The sequence below is a fragment of the Bradyrhizobium sp. SZCCHNGR1005 genome (genome assembly GCF_032489995.1).
Lineage (GTDB): Bacteria > Pseudomonadota > Alphaproteobacteria > Rhizobiales > Xanthobacteraceae > Bradyrhizobium.
In genome coordinates, this window is sequence record NZ_JAUEZC010000028.1 from 1 (window position 1) to 1,223 (window position 1,223).

Sequence of the window (1,223 nt, forward strand, 5' to 3'; positions counted from 1 at the left end):
CCTTCAGTCCTGCCCACTAGACAGACTGAATCACCGATATCTCTGCGTCGCAACCGCTGACTTTTTCAACGAAATCGACCCAAACCGGACTTCGTGGCGATCGCTTGATTGCGCCGCATTGATTGTGTAATGCTTTCACCAGCGCCGATTTGATACTCAGCTTGCGGGCGCTTCTAAAAATGCAGCTAAAGAGAACCGCTATCCCTGCACCGTCCCGCATCGCGTGAATCGTCGGCCATCTCGAATGGGAGGGCCAAATGAAATTTGCTGCAATCGCTGATGTGCACGGGAATCGTCCGGCGCTTGAAGCCGTACTTGCTGACATTGCCGCGCTCGGCATCAACGAGGTCGTAAACCTCGGCGACCACGTCAGTGGTCCGTTGGAAGCGGCCAGTACTGCAGACCTCCTGATTGAGCGAGGCTTTCCGTCAGTGCGGGGCGATCAGGATCGAATCCTCATCGAACTCTGGCAAGCAGGCACGTCGGCTCGCAGCGATTTCCAACAGCTTGAACGCCAGCACTTTGATTGGTTGGCGAGCATGCCACCCACGCTGGTGTACAGAGACCATGTGTTCTTATGCCATGCGTCGCCAAGGAACGACGCTGCCTTTTGGCTCGACTACATAACTTGCGACGGTGATGTGCATGCTAGTCCAATCGAGGCCATCGAGCCCGAGGCCGAGGGGATCAACGCCCAAGTCATCCTGTGCGGACACACCCACATTTCTAGAGTTGTTCGTCTGAGAGATGGACGACTGGTCGTGAATCCCGGCAGCGTTGGATTGCCCGGCTACGACGGAAGGACGACCGTTCCTTACGTGGTTGAGGTCGGCACGCCTCATGCTTGCTACGCAATCTTGGAGCGGGCCGGAAAAGGCTGGCTCGCGACCATCCGCCACGTCCCCTATGATAACGTACCTATGGCTGAACTCGCGCGCAGCAAAGGAATGCGCACTTGGGCGGACGCGATTGCAACCGGTTGGGTCCAACGGGAGAACAAGTAGGTCCGCAGGTGGCCCCAAGCGGCTGACCCGGCATGTCTGCAAGGTGTCGCCTCCTTGGGGGTGAAGTGGACTCCATATGCTCAACCTGAGTTCTTCCGAAGCGTGACCCGAAGCAGACCTAGCGCGTAGGGCGGATTAGTAATACTACTGAGTCAAAAACCGCCGGTACGTCAGGCTAAGAATCAAGTATTTGTAGAGATTCAGACTTTCACGCGCGGG

General features: G+C 56.7%; 1 protein-coding gene. It reads left to right on the forward strand.

Features of this window, described 5'->3' with window-relative positions:
- Positions 1-257 precede the first annotated feature (257 nt).
- Positions 258-1,004, forward strand: a complete 747-nt coding sequence (locus QXZ85_RS33700) for a metallophosphoesterase family protein (RefSeq protein WP_315727778.1) — start codon at positions 258-260, stop codon at positions 1,002-1,004.
- The last annotated feature ends 219 nt before the right edge of the window (positions 1,005-1,223 follow it).

Coding starts and splice junctions, on each gene's coding strand:
- QXZ85_RS33700 (WP_315727778.1), top strand. CDS start 258: ATGAAATTTGCTGCAATCGCTGATGTGCACGGGAATCGTCCGGCGCTT.